This is a genomic window from Variovorax sp. YR216 (assembly GCF_900107745.1).
Classification (GTDB): Bacteria; Pseudomonadota; Gammaproteobacteria; order Burkholderiales; family Burkholderiaceae_C; genus Variovorax.
Map to the genome: position 1 here is coordinate 16622 of NZ_FNRO01000032.1, position 23121 is coordinate 39742.

General features: G+C 63.7%; 23 protein-coding genes and 3 pseudogenes. 19 read left to right on the top strand and 7 right to left on the bottom strand.

Going from position 1 to position 23121, the window contains the following annotated elements; all coding sequences use genetic code 11:
• Positions 1–330 precede the first annotated feature (330 nt).
• Positions 331–1029: a succinate dehydrogenase iron-sulfur subunit gene (locus BLW05_RS34655; protein ID WP_093169384.1), complete on the bottom strand. Its 699-nt coding sequence runs from the start codon at positions 1027–1029 to the stop codon at positions 331–333.
• A 129-nt stretch (positions 1030–1158) separates the two neighbouring features.
• On the opposite strand from BLW05_RS34655, the gene BLW05_RS34660 reads away from it, so the two are divergent.
• On the top strand, positions 1159–1560 hold the full coding sequence (locus tag BLW05_RS34660) for a hypothetical protein (RefSeq protein ID WP_093169386.1): 402 nt from the start codon (positions 1159–1161) through the stop codon (positions 1558–1560).
• Between the two features lie 282 nt (positions 1561–1842).
• Here the strand turns inward: BLW05_RS34660 and BLW05_RS34665 are convergent, their stop codons facing one another.
• A complete protein-coding gene (locus BLW05_RS34665) occupies positions 1843–2727 on the bottom strand; it encodes a LysR family transcriptional regulator (RefSeq protein WP_093169388.1) in 885 nt (294 codons plus the stop codon).
• Between the two features lie 168 nt (positions 2728–2895).
• Between BLW05_RS34665 and BLW05_RS34670 the strand changes: the two genes are divergently transcribed.
• The 5 genes from BLW05_RS34670 to BLW05_RS34690 are packed head-to-tail and all read left to right on the top strand — an operon-like array spanning position 2896 to position 7620.
• Entirely contained in the window at positions 2896–4251 is a 1356-nt protein-coding gene (locus BLW05_RS34670; RefSeq protein WP_093169390.1) for an MFS transporter, read from the top strand.
• A 50-nt stretch (positions 4252–4301) separates the two neighbouring features.
• On the top strand, positions 4302–5279 hold the full coding sequence (locus BLW05_RS34675) for a PDR/VanB family oxidoreductase (protein WP_093169392.1): 978 nt from the start codon (positions 4302–4304) through the stop codon (positions 5277–5279).
• A 22-nt stretch (positions 5280–5301) separates the two neighbouring features.
• Entirely contained in the window at positions 5302–6411 is a 1110-nt protein-coding gene (locus tag BLW05_RS34680; protein WP_093169394.1) for an aromatic ring-hydroxylating oxygenase subunit alpha, read from the top strand.
• A 10-nt stretch (positions 6412–6421) separates the two neighbouring features.
• Entirely contained in the window at positions 6422–7264 is an 843-nt protein-coding gene (locus BLW05_RS34685; RefSeq protein WP_093169429.1) for a gallate dioxygenase, read from the top strand.
• The gene (locus BLW05_RS34690; RefSeq protein WP_093169396.1) at positions 7261–7620 is read left to right on the top strand and encodes a protocatechuate 3,4-dioxygenase; all 360 of its coding nucleotides are present in this window, start codon (positions 7261–7263) and stop codon (positions 7618–7620) included. The genes BLW05_RS34685 and BLW05_RS34690 overlap by 4 nt, the downstream gene beginning before the upstream one ends.
• Before the next feature lie 331 nt (positions 7621–7951).
• Here the strand turns inward: BLW05_RS34690 and BLW05_RS34695 are convergent, their stop codons facing one another.
• Positions 7952–8908 carry a LysR family transcriptional regulator gene (locus BLW05_RS34695; protein ID WP_093169398.1) on the bottom strand — a complete coding sequence of 319 codons (957 nt, stop codon included), beginning with the start codon at positions 8906–8908 and terminating at the stop codon, positions 7952–7954.
• 102 nt (positions 8909–9010) lie between these two features.
• Here BLW05_RS34695 and BLW05_RS34700 point away from each other — a divergent pair, with 102 nt between their 5' ends.
• The 7 genes and pseudogenes from BLW05_RS34700 to BLW05_RS36720 all read left to right on the top strand — a co-directional run.
• Positions 9011–9940 carry a ketopantoate reductase family protein gene (locus BLW05_RS34700; RefSeq protein ID WP_093169400.1) on the top strand — a complete coding sequence of 310 codons (930 nt, stop codon included), beginning with the start codon at positions 9011–9013 and terminating at the stop codon, positions 9938–9940.
• The gene (locus tag BLW05_RS34705) at positions 9937–10332 is read left to right on the top strand and encodes a VOC family protein (RefSeq protein ID WP_093169402.1); all 396 of its coding nucleotides are present in this window, start codon (positions 9937–9939) and stop codon (positions 10330–10332) included. The genes BLW05_RS34700 and BLW05_RS34705 overlap by 4 nt, the downstream gene beginning before the upstream one ends.
• 28 nt (positions 10333–10360) lie before the next feature.
• Positions 10361–10837 (top strand): MaoC family dehydratase, encoded by a 477-nt coding sequence (locus tag BLW05_RS34710; protein ID WP_093169404.1) that lies wholly within the window; start codon positions 10361–10363, stop codon positions 10835–10837.
• Positions 10834–12063: a CaiB/BaiF CoA transferase family protein gene (locus BLW05_RS34715; protein WP_093169406.1), complete on the top strand. Its 1230-nt coding sequence runs from the start codon at positions 10834–10836 to the stop codon at positions 12061–12063. The genes BLW05_RS34710 and BLW05_RS34715 overlap by 4 nt, the downstream gene beginning before the upstream one ends.
• 12 nt (positions 12064–12075) lie before the next feature.
• Positions 12076–12897, top strand: a complete 822-nt coding sequence (gene aroE, locus BLW05_RS34720) for a shikimate dehydrogenase (protein ID WP_093169407.1) — start codon at positions 12076–12078, stop codon at positions 12895–12897.
• 18 nt (positions 12898–12915) lie between these two features.
• The gene (gene aroQ, locus BLW05_RS34725; protein WP_093169409.1) at positions 12916–13359 is read left to right on the top strand and encodes a type II 3-dehydroquinate dehydratase; all 444 of its coding nucleotides are present in this window, start codon (positions 12916–12918) and stop codon (positions 13357–13359) included.
• Between the two features lie 50 nt (positions 13360–13409).
• Positions 13410–13646: pseudogene (locus BLW05_RS36720) on the top strand (4-oxalocrotonate decarboxylase); the annotation flags it as partial.
• Between the two features lie 180 nt (positions 13647–13826).
• Here BLW05_RS36720 and BLW05_RS34735 read toward each other — a convergent pair.
• Positions 13827–14684 carry a helix-turn-helix domain-containing protein gene (locus tag BLW05_RS34735; protein WP_093169411.1) on the bottom strand — a complete coding sequence of 286 codons (858 nt, stop codon included), beginning with the start codon at positions 14682–14684 and terminating at the stop codon, positions 13827–13829.
• A gap of 225 nt (positions 14685–14909) precedes the next feature.
• Here BLW05_RS34735 and BLW05_RS34740 point away from each other — a divergent pair, with 225 nt between their 5' ends.
• From BLW05_RS34740 to BLW05_RS34750, 3 genes are all read left to right on the top strand, one after another.
• Positions 14910–15779 carry a fumarylacetoacetate hydrolase family protein gene (locus tag BLW05_RS34740; RefSeq protein WP_093169413.1) on the top strand — a complete coding sequence of 290 codons (870 nt, stop codon included), beginning with the start codon at positions 14910–14912 and terminating at the stop codon, positions 15777–15779.
• An 11-nt stretch (positions 15780–15790) separates the two neighbouring features.
• Positions 15791–16573: an alpha/beta fold hydrolase gene (locus BLW05_RS34745; protein ID WP_093169415.1), complete on the top strand. Its 783-nt coding sequence runs from the start codon at positions 15791–15793 to the stop codon at positions 16571–16573.
• A 64-nt stretch (positions 16574–16637) separates the two neighbouring features.
• A complete protein-coding gene (locus BLW05_RS34750; protein WP_093169417.1) occupies positions 16638–17978 on the top strand; it encodes a metal-dependent hydrolase family protein in 1341 nt (446 codons plus the stop codon).
• A gap of 293 nt (positions 17979–18271) precedes the next feature.
• On the opposite strand, the gene BLW05_RS36725 is transcribed toward BLW05_RS34750, so the two are convergent.
• Complete coding sequence (locus BLW05_RS36725) at positions 18272–18631, bottom strand: ABC transporter substrate binding protein (protein WP_143045026.1); 360 nt, start codon at positions 18629–18631, stop codon at positions 18272–18274.
• Positions 18632–18635: 4 nt separating this feature from the next.
• A pseudogene (locus BLW05_RS37000) lies at positions 18636–19181 on the bottom strand (Bug family tripartite tricarboxylate transporter substrate binding protein); the annotation flags it as partial.
• Positions 19182–19201: 20 nt separating this feature from the next.
• Here BLW05_RS37000 and BLW05_RS36730 point away from each other — a divergent pair.
• Positions 19202–19411: pseudogene (locus tag BLW05_RS36730) on the top strand (ISKra4 family transposase); the annotation flags it as partial.
• 114 nt (positions 19412–19525) lie between these two features.
• Here the strand turns inward: BLW05_RS36730 and BLW05_RS34765 are convergent.
• Positions 19526–20422, bottom strand: a complete 897-nt coding sequence (locus tag BLW05_RS34765) for a LysR substrate-binding domain-containing protein (RefSeq protein WP_093169419.1) — start codon at positions 20420–20422, stop codon at positions 19526–19528.
• Between the two features lie 156 nt (positions 20423–20578).
• Between BLW05_RS34765 and BLW05_RS34770 the strand changes: the two genes are divergently transcribed.
• On the top strand, positions 20579–22792 hold the full coding sequence (locus BLW05_RS34770; RefSeq protein ID WP_093169421.1) for a glycoside hydrolase family 3 protein: 2214 nt from the start codon (positions 20579–20581) through the stop codon (positions 22790–22792).
• Between the two features lie 72 nt (positions 22793–22864).
• Positions 22865–23121 (top strand): NAD-dependent epimerase/dehydratase family protein (locus tag BLW05_RS34775; protein ID WP_143045028.1); only part of this gene is annotated, 257 nt, incomplete at its 3' end.

Sequence of the window (23121 nt, forward strand, 5' to 3'; positions counted from 1 at the left end):
TCGGCAACGGGCCCGCGGCCCCTCGTCGGCGACCGGCTACAGCCACAACCGGGCATTCGCGACGGTCCGGTTCAGGCGCCCAGATCTAAGGTTTCCGGAGCACCGGGGCCGGCGCCGAATACCTCGACGTTCCAGCCCTCTCGCATAGTGATCACCTGGAAAGAGCCCATCACGGCGCAATCGCTCCTACCCGTGCAACGCGGGGCGTCAACGGCGAGCAGCCAACCGAGTCGGACCGACCGGGAACGCTATCGCGCTGCCGCGACGCAATGCCTTCTGGCCCGGACTTCTTCGACTGAACAACGCGACTTTCTGGTTTTGTCGCGATGGCTAAACACCTCGGCGTACCATCATCTGTTTGATCTTTCCGATCGCCGCAGCAGGGACCAGCCCCTTGGGGCAAACGTCGACGCAGTTCAGGACGTCCCTGCAGCGGAACAGGCGGTAAGGGTCCTCAAGATTGTCAAGGCGCTCTTCGGTTGCTTGGTCGCGGTTGTCGGCGAGGAACCGGTAGGCCTGCAGCAGACCCGCGGGTCCTACGTACTTGTCGGGATTCCACCAAAAGCTCGGACAAGCGGTCGAACAGCAAGCGCACAGGATGCACTCATAGAGGCCGTTCAGTTCATCGCGTGCCACGGGAGACTGCAGCCGCTCCCGATCGGGCGGTGGATCGTCATTGATGAGGTATGGCTTGATCGAGTGGTATTGCTTGAAGAACTGCGTCATGTCCACGATCAGGTCACGGATCACCGGAAGGCCGGGCAGCGGCTTCAGCACCACCGTTCGCGGAAGCGTACGCATGTTGGTCAAGCATGCGAGTCCGTTCTTGCCATTGATGTTCATTGCATCCGAGCCACAGATGCCTTCGCGACATGAGCGCCGGAAGCTCAGACTCGGGTCGATCGCTTTCAGCTTGATGAGTGCGTCCAGCAACATCCGCTCCCCATCCCCGACTTCGGTTTCGAAGACCTGCATTCTCGGCTTGACATCAACGTCCGGGTCGTAACGGTAAATGCGGAAGGCGTGCATCGCGGTCCTTTCGAATCCCAATCCAGAAGCGAACATTGCAAAAGTCGATGGTGGTACGGGCCATCGATTGCACAAGCGGCGCGCGCTAGGTCAAACTTGAGACCCTACAGCCCGTGGCGAGAGTTCTACATGCCTGACAAGAAGCCAAACTCTAGAGATCGCTCACATCAACGTCAAACGGTCTCCGCCGGAAGGGGGGGTGATCGCAAGGTGAAGACGTCAAGCATCCAAGCAAACCTCGCCTCCGACAACGGGCCGGAGATCACCCCGCCTTTGAGCGACGCAGAGCTGGTACAACTGCGCGTTCGCGTCATCGCGCTGGAGAACATCGTGATTGCTCTTCTCGCACAAGCGCCCGAGCGTCATCTGGAGCTTGCCCGCGAGATGGCGGTCTACATTTCTCCTAGGCAGGGTTTCACGCCTCATCCGTTGACCGTGCATGCGGCCGCCGAGATGAACAGTCTTGTGAGACGAGCCGATGCTTTCCGAACCGGGGAGCAAGCTGGGTGGGATGGGGCGAAGACGGAGTGAACCGATCCGCATGCCGGAGATGTTGACGGTCTGCTTTTTGGCTCAGAGTCCATGCAGGGCTAGGACCGCTCCGGGCACGTACCCGCCCATCCACCCTGCCCTCCGGGGGGACGCTTTACGCTGCAGAACGGCATTCCCCGGTCTGCCTTTCGACGGCAATTCCGGCCCCTTCCGGTCGATTGCAACGTTCCAGCCAATGACAGAGACGCGCCGCATTGCGGTCATGCGGGCTAAAGGCAGGCCGCTCTCCCGGAGATGCTTTTGACGGGAATGCCTTACAGATCAAGCGTCAAGCGGCCAGGCCTCCTGCAGATGCTTCAACAGAGCTGCGACGCGAGAGACTTTCATTCGACGTCTTGGCACATAGGCCTTGAACCAGTTCTCCTGCGGCGCGAAGTCGGGCAGCACCACCTCAAGCTGTCCGGCGGCGATCGCGTCCAATGCTATGTAGGTCGGCAGCAGCGCCAGTCCGAGTCCGGCTACCGCCGCCTGAAGTAGCGTCTGGTTGTCATCTGCGAGAAGGCGCGCGTGCACATCCACCGAGAGAGTCCCCCTGTTGCTCTGAAAAGCCCAGGTTGTTCCCGTCGCTGAAAACACCAGGCACGCGCAATCGGGAAGCTCTCGGGGATGCTCAATTGCCGGCTGCGCGCGCAGATAGGATGGCGCCGCGCACAGTAGTGGTTTCACTGGACGCAGCGGAATGTCGACCACGCCTTCGTAGCTCGCGGCGCGGCCGCTGATCGAGAGGTCGAACCCGCCCTCGGCGGGATTGGCGGAGCGGTCCTCCAGCGCGATCTGCATCGTGATGCCCGGGTGGAGGCGCAAGAACTCGCTGAAGACGGCGCCGAGCTGCATCATCGTCAATGAGGTGGGTGCCATGATCTTCAGATGGCCGCCAAGTGCCGCTTCATCGCCCTCGACCGAGCCAAGCAATTCCTCGAACTGCGCCACGACCGAGGAAGCTTTTGCGTGGAGCTTTTCTCCGGCTTCGGTGAGAGCGACCCGCCGCGTCGTCCGGTCGAACAACTTCGATTTGAGTTCCGCCTCGAGCTGGCTCACACGCTTCGCGACGACCGAAGGCACGACGCCGAGCTGGCGCGCGGCCTCGGAAAAATTGCCGCATCGCACGACCGCCACGAAGGTCTGCATGTGGGTCACGACGTCCATTGGGCTGCTCCTTGGCCAGCTGGCACTTGTGCAAAATATAGCTAGGTGATTGCCAAAATTCAGTTTAATTTACTTTGTTCGGAATCAATAAACTTCGCTCACCCCCACAACCATACGTCCGGTGCCTACTCGAGGCCACCGGACCAAGTGGTCCAACAGGAGACAAAAGTGAGCAATGCTTCGCCATCGCTGGACGTCAAGTCCTTCATCGATCGCAGAGGGATCACGGCCACGCAGTGGCTAGTGGTCATTCTGTGCTTCCTCATCGTCGCCTCCGACGGCATGGACGTGGCGATCATGGGGTTCCTGGCCCCTTCGATCATTCAGGAGTGGGGCATCTCTCGTGCCGGCTTTGGTCTGGTGATGAGCGCCGCACCGGTCGGCCTCGTGCTCGGCGCCCTGGTCGCGGGGCCCTCATCGGATCGCCTGGGGCGCAAGACGGTCCTCCTTGCCTCGGTGCTGGCCTTCGGCGTCTTCAGCATCGTGGCCGCATTCACGCAGGACGTCTCCCAACTCGTTGCGCTGCGTTTTCTCACCGGCATCGGCCTGGGCGCCGCAATGCCCAACACCACCACCCTGCTGGCCGAATACATCCCTGAGCGTCGACGGTCGCTGTTGATCACCGTGATGTTCATCGGCTTCGGCGTGGGCTCCGCGGTCGTCGGCTTCGCAGCCGGCTGGATGATCCCCAATTTCGGCTGGCGCTCGGTGCTCATCGCCGGGGGCGTGTTGCCCCTGGTGCTGCTGCCGTTCCTGGTCTTCTTCCTCCCCGAGTCCGTGCGGTTCATGTTGGTTCGCCGCTTCCCGGCCGAGCGCATCGCCGCGACCCTCGGACGTGTCTGCAAGACCAAATTCGCGGCAGGCACGAGCTTCTTTGCGCCAGAGCCGACGGTGAAGGCGAAAAGGCCCATCGGCGTGCTCTTCTCGCAGGGCTACACACTGATCACCGTATCGCTCTGGGTCACCTATTTCATGGGTTTGCTGGTCATCTACCTGATCACCGGCTGGCTACCCACCTTGATGAAGGATGCCGGCCTTCCGATCACGCAGGCCGCCAACATCACCGCCATGTTCCAGACCGGCGGCATCCTCGGCGCCGTGCTCACCGGCTGGTTGATGGATCGCCTCAAGCCGACCCTCGTGATCGCTGCAGCCTATCTGGGAGGCGCCCTGTGTGTCTTCGGCGTCGGCGGCGCCGGTGCGACTGCCGCCAGCCTGCCGCTGTGGATGCTGGCAGCCGGCTTTTTCATGAACGGCGCTCAGACCGGCCTCAATGCTTTCGCCCCTGCCTGCTATCCCACCATGGCCCGCGCTACCGGTGTCAGTTGGATGCAGGGCATGGGTCGCTTCGGCAGCATCCTGGGCTCGGCCGTCGGCGGCATCCTGCTGGGCATGGGATGGGGTTTCGCTGGCATCGTTTCGGCACTGGCCATCCCGGCCGCCATCGCCGCCGTCACGATCCTAACCGGCCAGCTCGCAGCCAGACGCGTACCGCCCGTCGCCGAGGCATTGGCCCACTCTTGAAGCCGCAGGAGGCCTGCAGGCTTCCGTCTTCATCCTCCAAGGAGTACCCCATGGCACGACCCAATTTCGACGTGCAGGTCACCGGTGTTCGCCAGTTGACCGATCGCGTGCGTGAATACCTGTTGACCAGCGCCGACGGCACGCAGCTTCCCTCGTTCTCCGCCGGCTCGCACGTGTCTCTCCACACTGTCTCGAAGGAGCGTGGGCTCATCGTTCGGCACTATTCCCTGGTTGGCGGCTGCACCCTCGATGACGATGCGCGCAACACCTACCGAATCGCCGTGCAGCGCGAAGACCATGCACGAGGCTCGGCGCACATCCACAAGACACTCGAGGTGGGCAGCCGGCTGCAGATTGGGCCGCCGACCAACAACTTCCCACTGGACCGCCGGGACCAGAATGTGCTGCTCATCGCCGGAGGCATCGGCATCACGCCGATCTTCTCGATGGCGCGCAGCCTGCAGCGCCGTCGCTGCGACTACCGGGTCTTCTATGCCGGCCGCCAGGCCGCGAGCATGGCCTATCACGGGGAGCTGGCAGATCTGGCGGGCGCACGGGTTGGCTTCCACTACAGCAATACCCAGGGCCATCCCGACATCGAGGCATTGCTGCGCAGCCAGCCCGAAGGCACGCGTGTCTATGTGTGCGGGCCCAGGCCGATGATCGATGCCACCCACGCGGCCGCAGAACGCCTCGGCTGGAACCCCGATCGCGTGCGCAGCGAGATGTTCACGGCGTCAGTGTCGGCGGATGCGAGGCCCTTCACGGTCCATCTTCAACGGTCCAACAAGACGGTACAGGTCGGCAGCGACGTGAGCACTCTCGACGCGCTGCTGGCCGATGGCGTGCCCGTGCTGTTCGATTGCCGACGCGGCGAATGCGGCCTCTGCCCGCTGCCGGTGGTGTCCACCGATGCCGGCATCGAGCACCACGATCACTACCTGTCGGCCGAAGAGAAATCGTCCGACGAGTCGCTTTGCATCTGCGTGTCACGAGCCCGGGGAAGCCGGCTCGTGCTTGATGCCTGAATTCCCAATGCAGGAGAAAGAAATGGACCTGATCGTTGAGCGCCCCGTCGAATTCGTGGTGCGTGAAGAACGTGAATTTGTGCTTGGGGGATTCGCGGACCACACCACGCCTTTGATTCGCAACTGCTGGTACGTTGCCGCGATGGCGAGCGAAGTCACGCGCGACATCATCAGTCGCCGTCTGCTCGGTGTCGACGTGGCGCTGTATCGGACCCTAGCCGGAGAGCCGGTAGCCGTGCGCAATCGCTGCCCCCACCGTTCGTTCCCGCTGGCCAAGGGCAAGCTGGTGGGCGACGTGCTCATGTGCGGCTACCACGGCATGCAGTTCGATCCGTCCGGGCGCTGCGTCAACATGCCGGCCATGCCCATCGTGCCCACTAATGCCAACGTACGGAGCTTTCCGACGGTGGAGCGCGGGCCACTGATCTGGATCTGGATGGGCGATGCCGACCACGCCGACGAGAGCCTGGTCCCGGACACTTCGTGGTTGGCCAGCCCGGAATGGAAGAGCGTCAGTGGCAGCTTCCACATCGCTTCGGACTACGTGGCAATGCACGAGAACCTCCTTGACCAGACCCACTTCCCCTTCCTGCACCCGGGCGCGATCGGCACGCCGGAATACGCCCGGTCCAAGCTGAAGGTGCGCGAGGAGAACAACAGGATCATCATCGACCGCGAGCTGCGGAATTCGCCACCGCCGGCCGTCTATGGCGTGCCCACAGGTCTCACCGGCAAGCCGGTCGATCGCTTCTCGGATGCGCGCTTCGTCTCGCCGGCATTGCACACCGCCTATGCGCGCATCGTGGACAACCACGATCCTAGCGGAGAGCCGCGCACCTACCGGTTCAACATCAGCCACATCTTCACGCCGGAGACGAACGGCGGCATCCACTACTGGTGGTTCTGCAGCCGAAACTTCAATCTCGAGGACAAGGCCGCCGACGATCATCTGCTAGCGGCCTCGACCAAGGCCTACCAGGAAGACGTGGACGCGCTCGAATGGATCCTGGATGTCGTGAGCAACGACACCGAGCCTCAGTTCGACTTGAACTTCGCGCCCGACAAGCCCGGCCTGCTGATGCGCCAGGTGCTCTATCGGCTTGCCGCCGCCGAAGCCGGCGTGGCGCTCTGAGGGGCGCACCGTGGCACATATCGTTGGCGGCATCGGCACCTCCCACGTTCCCACGATCGGCGTGGCGTACGACAAGGGCAAGCAGGAAGATCCGGCGTGGAAGCCGCTCTTCGACGGTTACCGGCCGGTGGCGCAGTGGCTCAGGGAGAAAGAGGTCGACACGCTCGTCTTCTTCTACAACGACCACTGCTCTGCCTTCTTCTTCGACCTCTATCCGACCTTCTCGTTGGGCATCGGCGAACGATTCCAGATCGCCGACGAAGGCGCCGGGCTTCGCGACTTGCCGCCGGTACGCGGCGACGTGGAGTTCCAGGCGCACATGGCGGAATCGTTGGTGAACGACGAATTCGACATCGCAACGTTCCAGGACAGGCCGCTCGACCACGGATGCGCTTCACCGCTGCCGCTGCTATGGCCTCATAGGCCGGATTGGCCGGGCACGTTGGTTCCGATTGCCGTCAACGTGCTTCAGTTTCCGCTGCCGACCGCGAGGCGCTGCTGGAAGCTCGGGCAAACTGTCCGCCGGGCGATCGAGAGCTACCCTCAGGACTTGCGAGTCGCAGTCGTCGGCACAGGCGGCTTGTCGCATCAGGTTCACGGCGAGCGCACTGGCTTCAACAACGAGCAGTGGGACCACGAGTTCCTGCACCTGCTCGAGCACCAGCCCGAGAAGCTCGCAGCGATGAAGCACGCCGACTACATGCGGCTCGGCGGCGCGGAAAGCGTCGAGCAGATCATGTGGCTGGCGATGCGCGGCGCGATAGGCGATCGCGTGCGCAAAGTGCATCAGAACTACTACCTGGCCACCACGACGGCAATGACGGTCGCGGTCTTCGAGGATGGCTGCGCATGAACCCGCAACTGGAAGGAGCCGAGCAACTCGAAGGCACCTACGTCTTCGATCTTAGGGTCAGCAATCGTGCGCTGAAGATCAACCGATTCTTCTGGCGCCTGACGCAGCCTGCCTGGCGCGAGCGTTTCGTCAAGGACGAGGCGGCCCTCATGCGAGAGGCAGGGCTGAGCGATGAGGAACGCGCACTCGTCAGAGCGCGCGACTGGATTGGCCTGATTCGGCACGGCGTGAACTTCTTCGTGCTGGAGAAGTTCGCGCGTGTGGTGAAGCACACGAACCTCGAGGTCTACGCCTCGATGCGCGGTGAGAGCCTGGAGGACTTCCTGCAAACCAGGCGGGTGCCGGATGCAAAATGAAGCTTAGGGATGGAATGGGCGAATGACCGCAGTCGTGTGAAGCGGTCATTCCAGTGTTCCTTCGCATCTGACGCCCCTGGCCGAGGGCTCTAGTTCGACCAGCTCACGCACATGTCTGCAACGGGCACGAAGCCGCAGTCCGCCCCGCCCTCTTTAAGGACTGCACTCGCTGCACAACGGAATTTGCCGGTCGGCCTTTCGATGGCAATTCCGGGCCCTCTGCCGTCGATCGGTCTTGTTCGCTCAATAGCTGGGTATGCATGCGAAAGCGGCCACCGAACATGGGGACGATCGGACCGAGTCGCGAGTTGATAGTCGGCTGTACCTGCAACTACTTTCGCGGCTTGGCCTTCGAGGGCTTGGCCGCGAACAGTTCTTCGCACAAGGCGCGCAGCCAGCGATTGGCCGAGTCCTGGTGATAGCGAGCGTGCCAGTGCTGCTTGACGGTGAAGGGGGGAATCGGCACCGGGCAGTCGTGCACGTTCAAGTCGCCGGCACTTGAGGTGGCGAGGGTCTCGCCGATATGCCGTGGCACGGTCGCGACCAGGTCGGTCGTCGACACGATCGCCGCCAGGCCGAGAAATCCTGGCAGCTCCAGCAGGATGCGCCGCTCGACGTGCTGGCGCTCCAATGCCGCTTCGAGCAACTGAACGCCGGTGCCCCCGACGATGCCGATATGTGCCTCCGCTTTGTAGTCGCGCAGACCCAGGCCCTTGGCGCCGATGCGCGGATGGCGTGCGTTCACGAGGCACACCCAGTCCTGTGGATAGAGCACTTGCTGATAGAAGCCTGTCTCTAGCCAGGGCACCAGTCCGATTGCGAGGTCCGCCTGGCCGGATTGCAGCGCCTGCCCGGTCTGGTCGTCGATGCGTGCGGCTTCGAGGCGAACGCCGGGCGCCACGGCGCGTACGTGGGCGAGCAGGCGCGGCAGTAACGTGATGTGACTCGCATCGGTCATGCAGATGCGAAATCGCCGCGTTGCGACTGACGGGTCGAAGGCTTCGGCCGGCGCGGCCACGCGACGCAGCGCGGCCAGCGCCTCGCGCACCGGCACGATCAATTCCTCCGCGCGCGGCGTCGCCTGCATGCCAGCGGCGGTCCGCACGAACAGTTCGTCGCCCAATTGCCGGCGTAGCCTTCCGAGCCAGTTGCTCACCGTCGGCTGGCTCTGGCCCATGGCCTCACCTGCCCGCGTCACGCTGTTCGTGCTGAAGAGCAAGTCGAACAGGCGCAGCAGCTTGATGCTGAGAAGGGCCGTGCCGTCGTCGCTGTCGTCATCGATGTCCATGCACCATCTCCATTTCAAAACAGAATGTAGGCCATTCCACCCATGCCATAGGCAACATGGAGGTGGAAATCTATCGTTGAGTCATTCCAAACGGAGACTCACATGAAGATCTACTTTCTCGGCGCCGGTGCACTTGGCTGCGCCATCGGTGGGACCCTCGCGGCGGCAGGGTCCGATGTGACGCTGATCGACCCGTTCCAGGCCCACGTGCACGCGATCAACCGCGACGGCCTGCGCATGAAGGTGGGTGATGCTGAGCGCGTGGTCAAGGTGCGCGCTGCGCTCGACAGCAAGGGGCTGGAAGCGCCGGACCTTGTGATCGTCCTGGTCAAGTCCTTTCACACGCGTTCGGCCATCGAAGGCGCGCTGTCGATCATCGGCCCGCACACGGCGCTGATGTCGCTGCAGAACGGCATGGGCCATGAGGAAATTCTGGCCGATGTCGCGGGCCGCGAGCATGTGCTGGCCGGCAAGACCTACGTGGGCGGCGTGATGCTCGGGCCGGGAAACATCATTGCCGGCACGCAGGGCAAGCGCACGGTGATCGGCGAGTTCGATGGCCGCATCACCGAACGCGCCAAGGCGATCGCCGCCGAATTCGAGCGCGCCGAGTTGCCCTGCGAGGTCAGCGACAACATCATGGGCGTGATGTGGGACAAGCTCCTCATCAACGTCTCGACCGGGGCGCTGAGCGGCATCACGGGCCAGGTCTACGGCAGTCTGTACGCGGTCCCGGAGATCGAGGCGACGGCCATTGCCGCGGTTGCCGAGGCCATGGCGGTTGCCGAGGCCAGCGGCGTCAAGCTGTCGATCAAGGCACCGCGCGACGCGTGGGTGATGGCGGCCCAGGGCCTGCCCTACGAGTTCAAGACCTCGATGCTCCAAAGCCTCGAGAAGGACTCGATCACCGAGATCGACTTCATCAACGGCTCGGTGGTGCGCACGGGCCAGAAATACAACGTGCCAACGCCGGTCAACCAGACGCTGGTCGCCGCGATCAAGGGCATCGAACGCCGGATGGAGGCGAAATGAGCGCCGGCGCCACACCTCCCAAGGCCTATGTCGAGCACGTCGCCATCTGGGTCCGCGACATCCACTGGCACATCAAGTTCTTCCACGACGTCTGCGGCATGACCATGCGAGAAGTACAGGGCACCGTCGAGGAGCCCATCCAGTACTGGACGCTCGGCGGCATGCAGTTCATCGCCAAGCCAGATTTCGCCGGCCCCGAAGGGCGCCTGGGTCATCTGGGCGTCATGTGTGAAGACCTTGAGGCTGCGCTCACCGCCGCGCAGGCCTTCGGCGTCACCGAGATGTCGCAAGGCCGCAATTGGTTGCGCCTGCCCGATGGCTTGGCCGTCGAGTTCATCCAGGCCAGCCCCGGCGCAGTCGCCAGGGCCCTGGCCATCGATCCCCGCGCCTGAATTACTCAATCAACCAGAGACACCCACTATGACCACCCTCACCATCGAAGACAAGTATTTCGAAGACAAGTATTGGGACGACGCCGTCGTCGGCGAAGAGTGCATCAGCCCGCCCTATGAAGTGACCGAAGCTCGCGTGATGGCCTACGCCGACCTCACCGGCGACCACACGCCCGTGCACACCGATGAGGCCTATGCCCGCACCACGCCGTTTGGCACCCGAGTGGCTCACGGCTTGTTCGGCCTGTCGGTGGCCGATGGCCTGAAGACCAAGAGCGACATGCGCTTCATGCCCGGCATGTCGCTGGGCTGGGAATGGACCTTCGTCGCGCCCATCAAGCTCGGTGACACGGTGCGAGTGAGGTTCCACGTTGGCACTAAGCGCGAGTCGAAGAGCAAGCCGGGTTGGGGCATCCTGGTGTTGCCGTCTGAACTGATCAATCAGCGCGACGAAGTCGTGCAAAAGGGCGAGCACCGCGTGATGGTGCCAAGGAAGTCGGCATGAACGCCGCCGCACAACAGGCGTTGCCACTGGCCGGCATCCGCGTCATCGACTACAGCCACTTCCTCGCGGGTCCCTATGTGGGCCGATGCCTCGCGGCACTGGGCGCCGAAGTCATCAAGGTCGAGCGACCCGGCACCGGCGACGCGGGCCGGCAGCACGCCTGGTTCGTGGGCGACCACAGCGGCTACTTCCTCCAGCAGAACATGGGCAAGAAGGGACTGTCGGTCAACACCAAGGACCCGCGGGGCCGCGCGTTGATGAAGAAGCTGGTCGACAGCGCCGACGTGTTCGTCGAGAACTACCGCCCCGGTGCGCTGGACAAGCTGGGCTTGGGCTATGCGGAGCTGGCCGAGACGAATCCGGGCCTCGTGTACTGCTCGATCTCCGCGTATGGCCACACAGGCCCGGACTCGCACCGCGCCGGCTTCGGCCTCATCGCCGAGGCCAAGAGCGGCATCATGCAGATGGTCGGCAACCCCGGTGAGGCGCCGCCGCTGCTGCGCATCTCGCTGGGCGACATGTACACCGGCATCCACGCCGTGGCTGCGATCAACGCCGCGCTGCTGGGTCGCGTGAAGTCGGGCCGTGGCCAACACATCGACATGGCGCTGTACGACACCCTGGTGTCGATGCACGAGTACGCGGTGCAGTGCTACACGCTCTCGGACGGCAAGGAGGTGCCCGTGCAGACCGGCCACGACATGCCCAATTCGACGCTCTACGGCGTGTTCCGCGCGCAGGACGGCGATCTGGTCATCGCCGCCCAGGTCGACGACGCATGGAAGCGCTTTGCCGCCCTGGTCGAGCAGACTGGCGGGCCAGCGGGCTTCGGTAGCGACACGCGACTGCATGCCGCGGGCGGACGCAATGCGAATCGCCTCGAGATTCTCGAAGTCGTCAGGCCCTGGGTCGCGGCGCGGCCGGTGGCCGAAGTACTCAAGATCCTCGACGGCATCGACGTGCCCTGCGCCAAGGTGCAGCGCATCGACGAGGTTTTGGCCGACCCGCAGATCCAGGCGCGCGGCATGGTGGTCGAGCAGGACCACCCCGTGCTCGGGAAGATCCGCCTGCCCAATCTGCCCTTTCGCATGTCGGGTTGCGACACCTCGATCACGCAGGTGGCACCCGAACTGGGCGAGCACAACGCGGAGATCGCGGCCAGCCTCGGTTTCGACGCCGCGCAGATCGCCGACATGCAGGCCGACGGCGTGCTCTACAGCGCATGAAGAGACATTGAAATGACAGACAAGTACGCCGTCATTGGCAACCCCATCGGCCACACCAAGTCGCCGATGATTCACGGCAGCTTTGCGAAGGACACCGGTCAGGACATCGACTACGTCGCGATTGAAGGCTCGCTCGAGCACTTTGCCGATGACGTGCATGCATTCCGCAAGGCGGGCGGCCTGGGCATGAACGTGACGGCCCCCTTCAAGCTACAGGCCTTCGCCTTGGCGACGGAGCGGCTCGAACGCGCCGAATTGGCTGGTGCCACCAACGCGCTCAAGTTCGAGGGCGACCGCATCATTGCCGACAACTTCGACGGCGTGGGCCTGACCAACGACATCCAGCGCAACCTGGGCTTTGCACTCAAGGGCGCACGCATGCTGGTGCTGGGTGCGGGTGGCGCAGTGCGCGGCGCATTGCTGCCGTTCCTGGCGCAACAACCCGAACTGCTCGTGCTGGCGAACCGCACCGAGTCCAAGGCGAGCGACCTCGCGACGCAGTTGGGCGCGCACGGTCGGGTACACAGTTGCAGCTATGGCGACCTTGCGAGGGAGCGATTCGACATCGTCATCAACGGCACATCCGCCAGTCTGAAGGCCGAGCTGCCCCCGGTCCCGGCCGTGGCGCTTCGAAACGCGAAGCTGGCCTATGAACTCGCTTACGGCAAGGGTCTGACACCCTTCCTGCGACTGGCACACAACGCCGGCGTGCCGAAGCTGGCTGACGGCGTCGGCATGCTCGTCGAGCAGGCTGCAGAAGCCTTCGTATGGTGGCGGGGCGTTCGGCCCGACACCCGGGCGGTCATCGACCGCATGACCATTCCGTTGGTCTGAGCCTTGCAGGAAACACTCATGAAGATCCTCATGCTGCACGGCATCAATCACAACATGTTCGGCAAGCGCGACCCGAAGCAGTACGGCACCACGACGTTGGCCGAGATTGATGCACAGTTGAAGGCGCTGGGAAAGGAACTCGGCGCCGAGATCGAGAGCTTCCAGACCAACAGCGAGAGCGCGATGTGCGAGCGCATCCATCAGGGCTTCGCGGATGGCGTCGACGCGGTGCTCATCAACGCCGGCGCCTGGACGCACTACAGCTTCGGCATCCGCGATGCGTTGGCGATCCTCACGGTGCCGGTGGTCGAGCTGCACATGTCCAACATCCATGCGCGCGAGGAGTTCCGCCATCGCTCGGTGTTCGCGGAGATCGTGAGGGGGCAGATCTGCGGCTTCGGCTCGGACAGCTATCTGCTGGCGCTGCGTGCCGCGGTATCTGCCGCTCGGGCCTCGGCTTGAGCCTTGCAACAGGAGAAGTGCGATTTGCGGGCAATGATCTGATCGATAGAAGTAACGGCTTCGTGAACGGTCCGTGGGGCGATCCGCACCAGGACTTCAGCAACGGCCATCCCCTGCGATCCCTCGTAGCGGCGGTGCGCCTCTCGGCCGCGGCCGGGGGGGCCGCTGCAAGCAGGATGGGTCGTGATGGCGGGCGGCGCCACGCCGGCCGAGTGGATCAAGCCTGGCCGTACATCTCGGTCGAGATTGAGCACCTTGGTATCGCCGGCGTCCATGTCGGCGAGTAAGTCGAACCTGGCCGCACGTCACCGCTCTGCGAACGCGATGCTTCGCCGGTGTTGACGGCCATTCAATCTTGCGATGCCCGCTTCCGAGGTCAAAGCGGGCGTCGATGATCGTCGGTTGTTCGATCATGGCAGCCGCCAGTACCAGGTCGCGGTCTAAAACTGGCACCTAAGCCGACAGCCCTAGAACTGCTCCCTGGGGACGCCGGTAACGGTCACAGGCGACGGATCGCGCGCCGCCCGCTTGAAAATCGACGGCGAGACGCCGGTGTGCTCCTTGAAGAATCGCGAAAAATTGCCTGGCGCTGAAAAACCGAGATCCATCGCGACCTCGGTCAGCGCGCCGCCTTCAGCGACGCGGCGCATTGCTTCCTCGACCCGCACGCCGCTCCAGAACACCTGAGGCGTCGTGTTGAGCTGGTCGCGAAAGAGAGCGAAGAAGTGCGCGCGCGACAGTCCGACCTTCGCCGCGATCTCATCGATGGTCGTGATCTCGGCAACGTGTTCACGCATGTGGGCAATGGCGCTGCGCAGCCGATGGTCAAGCATCACGCCAACGGAACCCGCAGGTGATTCGGCGCCACCAGTGGTCGAAGCCGCAATGGCCGCCTCAAGAAGCCGCTCTACTTCGTCGTCGATGGCCGGGCGCGACTTGTCGGCGGAGATGATCAGGTCGAGCACCCGCCAGCATGAGCGGCGCATTGCTGAGCTGATTGGAACGCGCGGCGAAGGAAATCGGAAGTTGCGTCCGGTTGCGCTGCCCAGCGCGTCCAGCCACTGCTTGGAAAGCATGAAGACGAGAAAGAGGCAGGAGCCGCTGCCCTCCATGACCATATCGTGCGCCTCGAAGGCGTTGACGCCGAGCGCGACGTTCTCACCGTAGGGCACGATCTCAGAGCCCACGTTGGCGACTGCGCGCGTCCCGCCGAGCCACATCGCCAGTTGCGATTCGGAATGGGCGTGCGACACCAGGTTGGCGCGCGATTCGAGAACGATCGCAGTGCCAAAAGCTCCCTCGTGCAGCGCGTAGGCCTCCGCCATTCTTCCGGTCCTTCCAGGGTGGGTCGTCAGGTGCAATTGTTCGCCTTGCCGAGCGTTGAGTTCCCACGAACCCGGGTAAGTACCTAGCACTGCACCAGACTCCCTGATACGCCACTGGATTCGTCGATAAGCGCCAAAAGCCTAGCATTTTTAGAGTTGCTCCATCCCCGCGGCGCCTTGATCGGAGCCGCAATCCGAAGAGAGAAATCACAGGAGCAAACTGAAATGCGCATCGCAACTTACATCGCCGAAGGCACCCGCCGCGTGGGACTTGTTTCCGACGACGGCCTGACCATTCAACCGCTCGAACTGACGCCGCAGCAAGCGGCAGTGGGTGCCCTAAGCATCATTGAATCCATGGCCGAAGGCGCTGCCGCGCCAATCGCGACCGGCGCTGCCGTCAAGGTGGCGGATGTCGCCCTGGACGCGCCGCTGCCCAAGCCCAGGCGCAACCTCTGGTGCGTCGGCCGCAACTACCACGCCCACGCCAAGGAACTATCGGCCTCCGTCTTCAAGGACAGCGGAGCGAAGACCGACGAGTGGCCCATCGTCTTCACCAAGGTGCCCGAATGCGTGGTCGGCCCCCACGACGACGTGCTGGTTCCCAGCGAGATCTCGACGCAGATCGACTACGAAGCCGAACTGGCCGTGGTCATCGGCAAGGGCGGCAAGAACATCACGCGCGCCGCGGCGATGGAGCATGTGTTCGGTTACACGGTCGTCAACGACGTGACGGCGCGTGACGTGCAGATTCGACACAGCCAGTGGGACATGGGCAAGTCCTTCGACACGTTCTGCCCTATGGGCCCGTGGATCGTCACGGCCGACGAATTCGACGGGACCAAGACGCGCGTGCGCTGCTGGGTCAACGGCGAGTTGCGCCAGGACGGCCCGACCGAGAACATGATCTTCGATGTCCCGACCCTGATCGAGACGATCTCGCGTGGCATCACTCTGTATCCGGGCGATGTCATCGCCACGGGAACGCCGGCCGGCGTGGGAATGGGCATGTCGCCGCCGCGCTATCTGAAGGCGGGCGATGTGGTGCGTGTTGAGATCGATCGCCTGGGTGCGATCGAGAACAAGTTCGTCTGAGGCGCCACGCGATGACGACTCAAATCATCAACGGGCTGGCCGTCGAGATCGACGGCGACGGCGAGCCGCTGCTGTGCATCCACGGCCTCGGCGGTTCTTCGAACACCTGGACGCCATTGCTGGCTGCCTTGTCGGACTTCACAGTAATCCGCCCGGACCTGCCCGGAAGCGCACGTTCGCCGCTACTCGCGGAGCCGCTGTCGATCGAAGGCTATGCCGCATCGCTCGAAGCCTTGCTCGCTGGACTGGGCGTCGAGTCAGTACACGTGATGGCGCACTCGCTCGGCACCGTCGTTGCGCAACATCTGGCCGTGCGCAACCCCGGCAAGATCAAGTCGCTCGCGCTGTTCGGCCCGCTGGTTGCGCCGCCCGATGCGGCCCGGCCGAACATCGTGGCGCGTGCCGCGGCGGCGCGTGGCGGTGCGGCGGCCATGCAGGAGATTGCCGACGCCATCGTCAAGGGCGCCACCAGCCCGGAGACGAAGGCCGAGCAACCCGCCGTGCTAGCTCTGGTGCGCGAAAGCGTGATGCGCCAGCCGCCCGAAGGCTATGCGCAAAGCTGCGAGGCATTGGCCGCCGCACAGTCGGCGGAGATCGAGCGAATCGGCGTGCCGACCTTGCTTGTCACCGGCGACCAGGACGGCGTCGCGCCGCCAGCCAACGTGGCCGCCATGGCAGCGCGCATCACCGGATCGCGGCAAGTGGTCTTCGATGGCTGCGGCCACTGGACGACCTTCGAGAAGCCGCAACGCTGCATGCAGGAGCTCGAGCAGTTCTACGCATCGCTGCGCTGATTTCCCATATCTCAGCATCTTTCATCAACCCATTTCCGGCACCACGGGCCGGAGGAGACAAGCCATGACCCGCATCGCATTCACGAACGTCCGCATCTTCGACGGAACGGGCGAAGACACCTACACCGGAGACGTGCTCGTCGAAGGCAAGCGCATCGTCGAGGTGGCCCGCGCGCCCAATCGCGTGAGCACCGACGACGCCCGCGTCATCGACGGACGGGGCCGCTTCCTCATGCCCGGCATGACCGAGGCCCACACGCATTTCTCGTGGAACGATCAGCCGAGCCTGGCCGCCATCCAGTTCATGCCGCCCGAGGAACACACACTGTGGTGCGTGCGCGTGGCCAAGCGCTATCTGGACATGGGGTGGACTTCCGCCATCGGAGCTGCCGCCGCCAAGCCGCGCCTTGACGTGGTGCTGCGCAACGCGATCGAAGCGGGCGAATTCCCCGGCCCGCGCTATCTCGCCGGCAGCCAGGAGATCACCACCATCGGTGCGCTGGGGGACAACACGCTGCCGCACATGAAGTTCGAGGAACTGAGCTTCGGCAGCGTTTGCAGCGGACCGGAAGACATCCGCAGGTCGGCGCGCACCTTCATCAAGTACGGCGTCGATCACCTCAAGATCAATTTGTCCGGCGAATACATTGCCGGCCTGCCGGCCGAGATGTCACCGTTCGCGGAGGAAGAGGTCGCGATGCTCGCGCAGGAAGCCAAGCGCTATGGCAAGCGCATGGCCGCGCACGCGCGGTCGAGCGAATCGGTCAAGCAGTGCGTGCGCCACGGCATCGAGATGGTCTACCACGCGAGCTTTGCGGACGAGGAAGCACTCGACATGCTCGAGGCGGCCAAGGACAAGCACTTTGTCGCACCTGGCATCGGCTGGCTCATCCGCACCACCTACAACGCCGCCGAGTACGGCATCACCGAAGCTGTCGCGACGCAGATGGGCTACAAGCGCGAGCTGGAGATCGCCTCGGCATCGCTGCGCAAGATGCGCCAGCGCGGCATCCGCATCCTGCCGGGCGGCGACTACGGCTTTGCGTGGATGCCGCACGGCACCAACGCCAATGACTTGCAGTACTTCGTGGACTACATCGGCATGACGCCCAAGGAAGCATTGCTGGCAGCGACCAAGCTGGGCGGCCAGATCATGTTGCGCCCGGATGAACTCGGCCAGTTGAAGGCGGGCTTCCTGGCAGACATCGTGCTCGTCGATGGCGATCCGCTGGAGGATCTTTCGCTCCTGACCGATCCGGCCAAGATCCAGCTCGTGATGAAGGATGGTGTGATCTACAAGGATTGCGCGACCCCCGTGCCTGCAGAGGCTGCGTTGCACCTGGAAGGGGCCGACTTTCCGCTACGTGAGGAAGGCGTCAAGGAGGCCCTTGCTGAAATGCATTAGCGAGAGACCAGCGAACTGGGGCGGCGGCAACGCCCCTGTTTCTCTCTTCTTCGACCGCAATGCAAATGAAACTCGACGCTGAAAATGACGCCACGTACGACGGCTCATGGCCGGTTGCTCCAGTTCAACAAGCTCACGCAGATGTCGGCAACGGGCACGTACCCGCCCATCCACCCTGCCCTCTCGAAGGAGGCTTTACGCTGCAGAGCGGCATTCGACAGTTCAACTCTGTCCCTAGACCCCTTCGTGCCTGTACGGTCCTGCGACGGTCGATAGAGTTCGACCGCCGGCCGCTATCGGTAAATGCGGGAAGCCATGACCATGACAGATCGCGGCAGCGTGACGCCCAGCGCCTCGGCCGTGGTCGCGTTGACGGTGAGGTCGAACTTGGCGATGAGCTCGACGGGGAGATCACGGGGCGTGGCACCTTTCCAGATGCGCACCACATAGTCGGCCGTGCGATCGGCGGCGTAGTCGTAGTCGGGCCCGTAGCTCATGAGAACGCCGGCCGCGGAGAAGAGCGCGGCGTCCCCGATCGACGGCAACCGGTTGGCCAGCGCCAGCGACCCGATCCTCTTGGCCTGGCCCGCGAGCCTTTGGCGAAGCCGAAACGGAGATTGGAAGATTCGCTGCTTTGAACCCCGACTGAACATCCGGCAAGGCCAGTGCGGCGGCAGCGATGGCAGCCAGCCGCTCAACCACGATGTCGGGTATTCCAGTCTTCACGAAAAGTCCTTGCCAGTTGCCACCGTACCCGCCTTCGAGGTTCAATTCCGCCATGGTCGGTACCGTGGGGAGTTGCTCCAGGGGTGACGGCGCGCTCAAGGCAATGGCTTTGAGTTTGTCGTCATTGGTGAGCGGCACCGCAGACGCCACATTGAGTAGGTTCAGGTGGACCAGTCCACTTGTGTTGTCGGTCAGAGCGACCGGACCGCCCTTGTATGGAACGTGAATCAAGTCCAACTTCTGCTGCTCCGCGAGGCCTTGAAACGACAGGTGGGCCATGCTGCCGTTGCCAGCCGAGGCATAGCTCACCTTGCCTGGGTTCTTCCGGACATAGGCGATGAACTCGGCGGCGCTGTTGGGAGGGAAGTCTTTTGTCGTGGCGACCAGAACGCCTGGGACAGACGCCAGTTCGGCCACTGGAACGAAACTCTTGACCACGTCAAGCTTCCCCTTCTTGGCCAGAAGCGGTGCGGAGATTTCTGCTTCACTGTCGCGATCTGCGCGCCTACCTTGCCCACGACGAGAGTGCTCTGATCGACTACCAAGTCCGTTACCGGGCCGGCCTACCGATCTCGACTTCTCGTGCCGAAGCGTCCGTCGACGAGATCGCGAACGCCCGCATGGCCAAACGCCAACGCGTGCGCTGGTCGCCGCAAGGCGCGCATTGCATGGCAACAGTGGGTGCCGCAGTGCTGGACGGCCGACTGCATGACTTTTCGTCAGCGCGAATCGCAGCGCGAAGCCCAGGGTTTTTCCACTCCCCCACCTGTGCGGTTCTTCTGCCCACACTGACGACAGGCAAAGCGGCTCCAGCGGTGCGATCAGCGTGCGGTGGCAGCCAACTCTCGCCGAAGCGAGCGGATCGTCTTGAGCATCGATGCGAGGAGCGGGGAGCCGTCGCCGCGCAAGTAGAAGCAGTGCAAGTCCATCGTCGCCCTGATGCGGGTCTTGATCGGCCGATAGGCGATCCCCGGGAACTGGACGTTGGTCATGGAGCCGGGGACGAAGGTCACCCCCGTGCCCGTTGCCGCCAGCAGTGTGGCCGTGACCACGTCCGTCAGCGGGGGCGCGATGCGAGGTTCGAACCCGTGCGCGCGGCAGAGTTCCACTGCCTGTGCGGCGCCCGACGGGGAACTCCCGATCAGCACTGTCTCGTCGCGCAGTTGCGCCACGTCGATGCGCTTGTCCTTGGCCAGCCGGTGATCTGCAGACAAGGCCACGAGCACCGGTTCGCTGCAGACCCGTTCCACCTGTACGTCCGGCTCTTCGGGCAGCAGGCGCTCGAACACGAGCTGAACTCGCTTCTGACGCAAGGCAGGCAGTTGGACCGGTGTCTGGGCATGGTGCAGCACGACCTGCACTTCCGGGTGGGCGGTGCTGAAGGCGGCGAGCACTTTCGGCACGATGCCGAACATGGCCGAGCCATAGACGCCGACGTCCAGCCGCCCGGCTTCGCCGCGACCGGCGCGGCGCGTGCGTTCCGCCGCCTGCTCCACCAGCGCGCGGATCGACAGCGCGTGCTGGAGCAGCTCCTGGCCGGCACTGGTCACTTCCATTCCGCGCGGCGTGCGCTTGAACAGCTGGACGCCCAGTTCGCTTTCCAGGCTCTGGATCTGGCGGGTGAGCGGCGGTTGCGACAGGTGCAGCCGTTCCGCCGCACGTCCTAGGTGCTTCGATTCCGCGACCGCGGCGAAGTAGTTCAGTTGTCTCAGGTCCATCGGGTCCTCTTACGCAAAAGGTATCAGGCGAGTTCAAATTTAGCATTGGACGCAACTGTCTGCCTTGCTGAGACTTCGATCCGTCCTGCGGGGATCGCCGCGGACCAGGCAAGAAATCAAGGATGACCGCCTTCGGCGGCAATACAGGAGACAGACATGACATTCAGACGCGCGTCCCACGTGCGGATCGCGGCCACGGGTTGCGTCATGCTTGCGAGCCTCGGGCTCACAGGCTGTGGCGGTGGCTCGAATTCCTCGGTCACTTCCAACGCTCAGCTCCCCTCGTCCAGCCCACCTTCGTCCACTCCCCCGCTCGTCCAGCCGATCCTCGGCGTTCGCAGCAAGGCCATCCTCGATGTCGACGGCTACAAGTTTCGCGACGCCAACGGCGACGGCAAGCTCGATCCCTACGAAGACTGGCGACTGTCGCCGGAGGTTCGCGCCAAGGACCTCGTGGCGAAAATGACGCTCACCGAGAAGGCGGGCATGTTGATGATCGACACGCTGAACGCGCCCGTGCCGCCCAGCACCATCGCCAGCACGACGGCGGATCGCTTCATCAACACCGAGAAGATGACCCGCTTCATCTTTCGCAACACGGTGCAGATGAACAGCACCACGAACGTGAGCCCGCAGCAGGCGGCCGAGTTCACCAACGCCGTCCAGGCACTCGCTGAAGGAACGCGCCTGGGCATCCCGGTGATCTTCAAGTCGAATGCGCGCAACCACTACGACCGCAGCGCTCGGCGGGGAATCAACGAGTCGGCGGGTTCCTTCTCCGAGTGGCCGAAGGAACCAGGACTGGCGGCAACGCGCGACATGACTGTGATCCGCGATTTCGGCACCACCGCTGGAACCGAGTGGACGGCGATCGGCCTGCGCGGCTCGTATGGCTACATGGCCGACTTGGCGACAGAACCGCGCTGGTTCCGCGTGCACGAGGTGTTCAGCGAGGATGCCGACCTGAACGCGCAGATCATGACCAACCTGGTCGGCACCTTCCAGGGTGGTCCGATCGGCCCGGCCACGAAGGTGGCGATGACCATCAAGCATTTTCCTGGCGGTGGACCGATGCAGGGCGGCCTGGATGCACACTACACCTTCGGCAAAAACGCCTCGTACGTGGGTGGCCGATTCCCGGATCACATCAAGCCCTTCAAGGCAGCCATCGATGCGGGCGTTTCGGCGATCATGGCTTACTACAGCGTTCCGCAGAACCTGACCTATGACGGCATCACGTTCGATCCGATTGGCTACGCTTTCAACAAGAAGGCGCTGACCGATGTTTTGCGTGGCAAGCTGGGTTTCGGCGGTTACGTCAACTCCGACACGGGCATCATCACGCAGCGCGCGTGGGGCCTGGAGAGCGCGACCGTGAACCTGCGGATCGCCACGGCGATCAACGCGGGTACCGATGTCCTTTCCGGATTCAACAGCAACCAGCAGATTACCGACGTCATCAATGCGGGGCTCGTGACGCCGGCACGCCTCGACGAAGCCGTGCAGCGCCTGCTTCGCGAGCAGTTCGCGCTTGGGTTGTTCGAGAATCCCTACGTGGACGCGAGCCTGGCCAACGGGATCGTCGGCAAGGACGATTTCCGCGCGAAGGCTCTGGATGCGCAGCGGAAGTCCCTGACGCTGTTGAAGAACGATGGAGCACTGCCGCTGCGCGCGGCGACGGCCACCGTGCCGGTGCACCTCTACACGATCAACCTGAATCCGAGCGTGCTGAGCGATCCTGCTTACGGTGGGTATTCCGTCACCGCGGGCGATCGTACCGCTGCCAACGGAAACACGCGTGCGCCGGTCCCGGCCGACACGGACTACGTCATCCTGCGAGTGGAGGTCACCAACTCCAGCGGTGCCTACGGCAGCAATGACCCGGCCACCGGAGCGAACCCGGCGTTCATCAACCCGGCGACAGGGAAGACATGGGGTGCCAATGACCCGGATGGCATCGACAACGGCTTGGCCTTTGGCGGGGCCTATCCGTGGGAGGTGAACTTCCTGGACTTCACACGCATGTCGACAGCGCAGTCCTGGAAGGTGTCACCGTCGCTGCTGGACATCAAGGACACCATGGCAGAAGCCAGTGTTATCGGCAAGAAGGTCATCCTCAGCATCTACTTCCGCCAGCCTTACGTGCTGGATGACGCGAGCGGCCTGAAGAACGCAAGCGCGATCATCGCGAACTACGGCGTGAGTGACGTCGCCCTCATGGACGTGCTCACCGGGAAGTTCAAGCCGCAGGGCAAGCTTCCCTGGGCGCTGGCGAACAAGCCGCAGGCCGTCGAGTCGCAGGATCCCGACGTCCCCGGGTACTACGCGTCCGACACGCTATACCCCTTCGGCTACGGACTGAGCTACTGAGCTTCTTGGTACGCACTCCACGGCGTCGCATCCCAGCGTGGCTGCGCGCCGGCTTTTCACCCGTTACCAACAATGACCAGCACGTCCGACCATCCCCCGCTGCAGCGGCTTCTCCTGACCGGCGCCGCGGGCGGCCTCGGCAAGGTGCTTCGCGAGCGCCTGCGCCCCTACGCCGACATCCTGCGTCTATCGGACATTGCTTCACTCGCCCCGGCCGCGGGCCCTCATGAAGAAGTCGTGCCCTGCGACCTCTCGGACAAGAAGGCGGTCGATGCGCTCGTGGCCGGCTGCGACGCCATCGTCCACCTGGGCGGCGTTTCGGTCGAGCG